Below are 4,898 nucleotides of genomic sequence, written 5' to 3'. Positions count from 1 at the left end.
TAGAGGCGGGCGGTTTTATTTACACCTCAGGACAGCTTGGACTGAATCCGGCAACAGGTGAGTTCGGTAAAGATGTACAGGAGCAGGCTCGTCTGTCCCTGAGCAACGTACAAGCTATTCTGGAAGCGGCTGGAAGCAGTCTGAACCAAGTCGTGAAAGCGACCGTATTTCTGAAAGATATGAACGACTTTGTCAGCGTAAATGAAGTATACAGCTCTTTCTTCGAACAACCGTATCCGGCTCGTAGTGCGGTGGAGGTAGCTCGTCTGCCGAAGGATGCACTGGTGGAGATTGAAGTTATCGCCTTGAAAGGCGAATAGGCTAAGAAATACAAAAGAACTTCCAAAACCCATACTTGATGTGGAAATGGAAGTTCTTTTATGCGTGCGGTATGTGTGATGTTATTCCTCTAGTCCCGGTCCCGGTTACGGGCAAAGAACAGCCACAGCGAGTACACCAGAATGATCGCGGCCAGAATGAATGCAGCCAACCGCACGTTTTCATTGTTCGGATGCTCGATGGCGATGGCGACATAAGCCCACACGAACACAAGTGGATAAATGCTGTCACGATATGGAAAGCTGACCATGATAGCAAGCACGGTGCCAATGAACAGGACGATGATCGCCCATGTTGTATCGCTGAGTCCCCAGCCGTTCCACTCGTTCTTTTCCAGTGCCACCGCGATATTGATGAGGGTAGCGACGGATACCCAGCCAAGGTTTAGACTGAACGGCAGCTTGACGAACCACATTTCCCCGAGGGTTGGTTGCGGCGTACGGGTGCGTATATACACGACAGCCAGAGAGAGCAAGTACAGGATAATGACGATCACACACAACTCTACATATAGATACTGCCACAAGAAAATCCAGATGATGTTAAAGATACAGCTTAAAATAAAGAAAATCCCGATAGACTGAACGGTCGTCTTGGTTTGTCCTGCCGATGTGGCCTGATACACAATAAAGCAGGCAAGCAGCAAGTAAATAACCGACCAGATGGAAAAGGCATAACCCGCAGGTGTCAGCAGGGTAGGATACATATTGGATACGGCAGCAGTGCTTCTTCCGCCGATGGGAAGTGTGGAAGCCAGAATGTTAACGACGATGACAGCGATAAACGCAATGATATTCCACCATTTCAATGGATGGCTTCGTGACATAGGGGCATCTCCTCCTCAATGAATGATGAGCCGTGGAATGACCGACTGGTCACAATCTTTTACTATGAATATACCCACATTGCTGCCAAATATGTCCTTGCCGGAAAAAGCTTCATGCTACAAATATTTTATTGAAAAGGTGTATGTATATGCAGTCATATGTAGTCCAATGATAAAAATTTTAACCACTGGAAGAAGGAGACAAGAGGGATGAATGGTTTGGAAAAAGCGGGAAAGTTCGTAGGAGGAACCTTTTCGATCTGGGTACTTTTATTTGCATGTCTGGGATTTTTCTTCCCTGCGGCGTTTACAGGACTGAAAGGATACATACAGCTATTCCTGGGCATCGTGATGTTCGGTATGGGGCTGACGCTGTCCTCGGCTGATTTTCGTGAAGTATTCCGGCGTCCGGTTGATGTGGCTATTGGTGTAGTCGGGCATTATCTGATCATGCCGTTTTTGGCTTTTGCGTTAGCGCTGGTATTGCAGCTACCGCCAGATATTGCTGTTGGTGTTATTTTGGTAGGGTGCTGCCCGAGTGGCACCGCGTCCAACGTGATGACCCTTTTATCTAAGGGTGACGTGGCGCTGGGGGTATCCATTGCTTCGGTGTCGACGCTGATCGCGCCACTGGCAACCCCGGCCATGATTAGCCTGCTTGCTGGACGGTGGATGAATATTGATGCAAAGTCGCTGATTATGGATATTCTCGTCGTAGTTATTGTACCGATTGTGCTGGGGGTTATCGTCAAATCGCTGTTCCGTAAACAGGCTGAAGCAAGTGTCAAGGCACTGCCGCTCGTATCGACGCTGGCTATTGTGCTGATCGTGGCTATTGTAGTCGCAGGCAGCAGAGGCAAGATTTTGGAAACCGGCCCGATTATTTTTGCTGTGGTGATTTTGCATAACGGCATCGGATTCCTGCTCGGGTATTGGTTTGCCAAGCTGTTCGGAATGAATCTGTCCAAACGCAAAGCTGTTACGCTGGAAACAGGGATGCAAAATTCCGGGCTGGGCGCTGCGCTGGCAGCGGCTCATTTTAATCCGATTGCCGCTGTGCCGAGTGCGATTTTCAGCGTGTGGCACAACATTTCCGGCTCGCTGCTTGCGACCTGGTTTTCCCGTCGGGAAGAGAAGGACAGCACAGCAGGGAGATAGCTAAAACGCTGTCAGGCACTTGCAATTGTACAGGCTCACCGAATGGTTTAGGGAGGATCAGAAGGTACAATTTGACTTTATATGAGCGGATCATTATACTGTGGTTATTATAACCACTGTATTTAAGTAAGCAATATTTCACATGCTTCATAAGAGTAAAGTTGCTATAATTCGTATTCGGCAGCATGGTAACAGCCCATATTCGTTTTGATCTGACTTACATTAAAGGAGAGAGTACCGAAATGAATCCGAAATATAAACCGTTATTTGAAGCTTTTACCCTGCCATCCGGCGTTACGTTGAAAAACCGTATTACGATGGCACCGATGACTAACTTTGCGTCTCATGAAAATGGTGAAGTCAGTGACCAGGAGCTGGCTTACTACCGTGAACGTTCCGGCGGTGTAGGTGCGGTCATTACCGCTTGCGTGTACGTGACTCCAGATGGTAAAGGCTTTGTAAATGAGTTTGGTGCGGACAAGGATGAAATGATACCGAGCCTGAGCCGTCTAGCTGACACGATTCATCAGGAGGATGCAAAAGCGATTCTGCAAATTTATCATGGCGGTCGTTTGTGCCCACCGGATCAGATACCGGACGGACAGCCGATCAGCGCAAGCGCGGTGGCTGAGGAAAAAGAAGGCGCACCTGTGCCGCGTGAAATGACTACCGACGATATTCACCGCGTTATCCGTGCCTATGGCGAAGCTACTCGCCGCGCAATTGAAGCGGGCTATGACGGTGTGGAGCTTCACGGAGCGAATGGATATCTGGTGCAGCAGTTCTTCTCCCCGCATTCCAATCTTCGTACCGATGAGTGGGGAGGCAGCCTTGAGAAACGCTTGACCTTCCCGCTGGCGGTTGTTCATGAAGTGAAGAAGGTGATCGCAGAGCATGCGAAGCAGCCGTTCATTTTCGGATATCGCTTGTCTCCCGAAGAAGGAACCACGCCGGGCATTACACTGGACGATACGTTGGTGCTCGTTGACCGCTTGGCGGATCAAGGGCTGGATTACCTGCACATTTCCGTCAATCATTTCTTCGGCGGGTCCATTCGTGATCGTAGTGCAGAACAATCCCGTACCGTTATCATTCATGAAAAGGTGGGCGACCGTGTGCCTGTCATGGGCGTCGGCTCGCTGAATACGCCTGACGAAGCTCTCGGCGCACTGGAGACAGGTGTACCGCTGGTTTCACTGGGACGTCCGCTCTTGATGGAACCGCAATGGGTTCAGAAGGTGCAACACGGCACTGAAGATACGATCCGCACGACATTGTCCAAGCAAGCTCAACAGGAGTTGGTTATCCCTGACTACCTGTGGGGGGCGCTGACGACAATTCCTGGCTGGTTGCCTGTTACGGACTAAATCTCGAATGAAATGGATGAGGGTACCCTGGGTTGCTTCCATGCACCCGGGGTATTTTTCTGCCTTGTAGATACCTGCATACGAAAAACAGAGAAAGAAGGGCAATGACAATGTTAAATGAATCCAATAGCGCAAGTTTGATCGCTTCCACCCATCCGGGGCTACAGATTCGGCTTTTGCAAGTAAGTGATGCAGAACGATTATTGGAGATTAGATGCGAAAATTTTGATTTTTTTAAGCCGTTTGAGCCGGAACGGCCCGAAATTTACTTTACACTGGAAGAACAGGCCCGCCTGATTTCCATCGGCCTTGAGGCTGCGCAAGCCGGGCAGGGATATACGTTTGGACTTTATTTGCCGGAAAATGACAAGCTGATCGGCAGAATGGAGCTATCGGGCGTAGCCAGAGGCCCTTTTCAAAATGCGAATCTGGGGTACTTCGTAGATCCTGCACATCACGGACAAGGCTACGCCACCTCAGCAGTAAATGATATTGTACGTTACGCCATCAATGAATTGGGATTGCACCGTATACAGGCCGGGGTTATGCCGAGAAATACGCCATCCAATCGAGTGATGGAAAAGGCCGGATTTCGCCGGGAAGGGCTGGCTCTAAACTATTTGAAGATTAATGGTGTCTGGGAAGATCATGTGCTGTATGCGTTAACGGCTGAGGATCTACAGAATGGCGCCTTCTGAACTCGCCGGGCGTGACGCCCTCCAGTTTTTTGAATACCTTGCCAAAATATTTTTCGTCCTGATAACCAACCATACCGGCAATATGATGAAGGCGGAGCTTGTTATTTAAAAGTAGCAGCTTCGCTTTGTCCATCCTGATTCGACATAGATACTCGGACAGATTAACGCCGTATTCCTGCTTGAATTTACGAGAAATATATTCCCGACTGAGGTAAAAACGGCTCGCCATATCCTGTAGGGAAATGTCCTCGTCGTAGTGAGCATCCAGATAGCGGGCGATATCACGGATAACAGGATTGCTTGGGCTATGGCTTGGTGTAAGGGCCTGACCGGCTGCCAGCAGTCGGTTCTCGACCTGTTTCTGCCATAGACTCAGGGATAGCAAGCCACGGTTGTCAATCGGCAGGGCAGGGATGGAGCTGTGCTCGTCTGCCAGTTCCTCCCCTGCCGCATCGCCGGGTCTGTCGTTCAGCCAGCGGGCCAGCATCCAGTCCAGCTCCTGATTCCAGC

6 protein-coding genes are annotated in these 4,898 nt (G+C 49.8%); 4 read left to right on the top strand and 2 right to left on the bottom strand.

Features of this window, described 5'->3' with window-relative positions; genetic code table 11:
• Nucleotides 1-320: Rid family detoxifying hydrolase (locus L696_RS0126885; protein WP_025686401.1), on the top strand; the 320-nt coding region annotated here is incomplete at its 5' end.
• Nucleotides 321-409: 89 nt separating this feature from the next.
• Here L696_RS0126885 and L696_RS0126880 read toward each other — a convergent pair.
• Nucleotides 410-1,165, bottom strand: a complete 756-nt coding sequence (locus L696_RS0126880) for a tryptophan-rich sensory protein (RefSeq protein WP_025686400.1) — start codon at nucleotides 1,163-1,165, stop codon at nucleotides 410-412.
• Between the two features lie 210 nt (nucleotides 1,166-1,375).
• Between L696_RS0126880 and L696_RS0126870 the strand changes: the two genes are divergently transcribed.
• The 3 genes from L696_RS0126870 to L696_RS0126860 all read left to right on the top strand — a co-directional run bounded on the left by L696_RS0126870 (nucleotide 1,376) and on the right by L696_RS0126860 (nucleotide 4,388).
• Nucleotides 1,376-2,323: a bile acid:sodium symporter family protein gene (locus L696_RS0126870; RefSeq protein WP_025686399.1), complete on the top strand. Its 948-nt coding sequence runs from the start codon at nucleotides 1,376-1,378 to the stop codon at nucleotides 2,321-2,323.
• A gap of 242 nt (nucleotides 2,324-2,565) precedes the next feature.
• The gene (locus L696_RS0126865) at nucleotides 2,566-3,690 is read left to right on the top strand and encodes an NADH-dependent flavin oxidoreductase (RefSeq protein ID WP_025686398.1); all 1,125 of its coding nucleotides are present in this window, start codon (nucleotides 2,566-2,568) and stop codon (nucleotides 3,688-3,690) included.
• 110 nt (nucleotides 3,691-3,800) lie between these two features.
• Nucleotides 3,801-4,388 carry a GNAT family N-acetyltransferase gene (locus L696_RS0126860; RefSeq protein WP_025686397.1) on the top strand — a complete coding sequence of 196 codons (588 nt, stop codon included), beginning with the start codon at nucleotides 3,801-3,803 and terminating at the stop codon, nucleotides 4,386-4,388.
• Here the strand turns inward: L696_RS0126860 and L696_RS0126855 are convergent.
• On the bottom strand, nucleotides 4,318-4,898 hold a 581-nt coding region (locus tag L696_RS0126855; RefSeq protein ID WP_025686396.1), incomplete at its 5' end, for a helix-turn-helix transcriptional regulator. The genes L696_RS0126860 and L696_RS0126855 overlap by 71 nt on opposite strands.

This window comes from Paenibacillus maysiensis, assembly GCF_000520815.1.
GTDB lineage: Bacteria > Bacillota > Bacilli > Paenibacillales > Paenibacillaceae > Paenibacillus > Paenibacillus maysiensis.
This window is presented reverse-complemented; position numbering and strand designations above follow the sequence as displayed.

Coding starts and splice junctions, on each gene's coding strand:
- L696_RS0126880 (WP_025686400.1), bottom strand. CDS start 1,165: ATGTCACGAAGCCATCCATTGAAATGGTGGAATATCATTGCGTTTATC.
- L696_RS0126870 (WP_025686399.1), top strand. CDS start 1,376: ATGAATGGTTTGGAAAAAGCGGGAAAGTTCGTAGGAGGAACCTTTTCG.
- L696_RS0126865 (WP_025686398.1), top strand. CDS start 2,566: ATGAATCCGAAATATAAACCGTTATTTGAAGCTTTTACCCTGCCATCC.
- L696_RS0126860 (WP_025686397.1), top strand. CDS start 3,801: ATGTTAAATGAATCCAATAGCGCAAGTTTGATCGCTTCCACCCATCCG.